At 66.7% G+C, this 207-nt stretch carries 1 pseudogene; it reads left to right on the forward strand.

Annotated features, from left to right (window positions below):
* A pseudogene (locus tag RB628_RS42465) lies at positions 1-207 on the forward strand (6-phosphogluconate dehydrogenase); the annotation flags it as partial.

The raw sequence follows: 207 nt of genomic DNA on the forward strand, positions 1-207 counted from the left end.
GTCCACGCGGGCAAGGTGGGTGCCGGGCACTTCTCGAAGATGGTCCACAACGGCATCGAGTACGCGATGATGCAGGCTTACGCCGAGGGCTGGGAGCTGCTGGAGAAGGTCGACTCCGTCACGGACGTGCGCGAGGTCTTCCGGTCCTGGCAGGAGGGCACCGTCATCCGCTCCTGGCTGCTCGACCTGGCGGTCAACGCCCTCGAC

It is taken from the genome of Streptomyces sp. ADMS (assembly GCF_033441795.1).
Classification (GTDB): domain Bacteria; phylum Actinomycetota; class Actinomycetes; order Streptomycetales; family Streptomycetaceae; genus Streptomyces.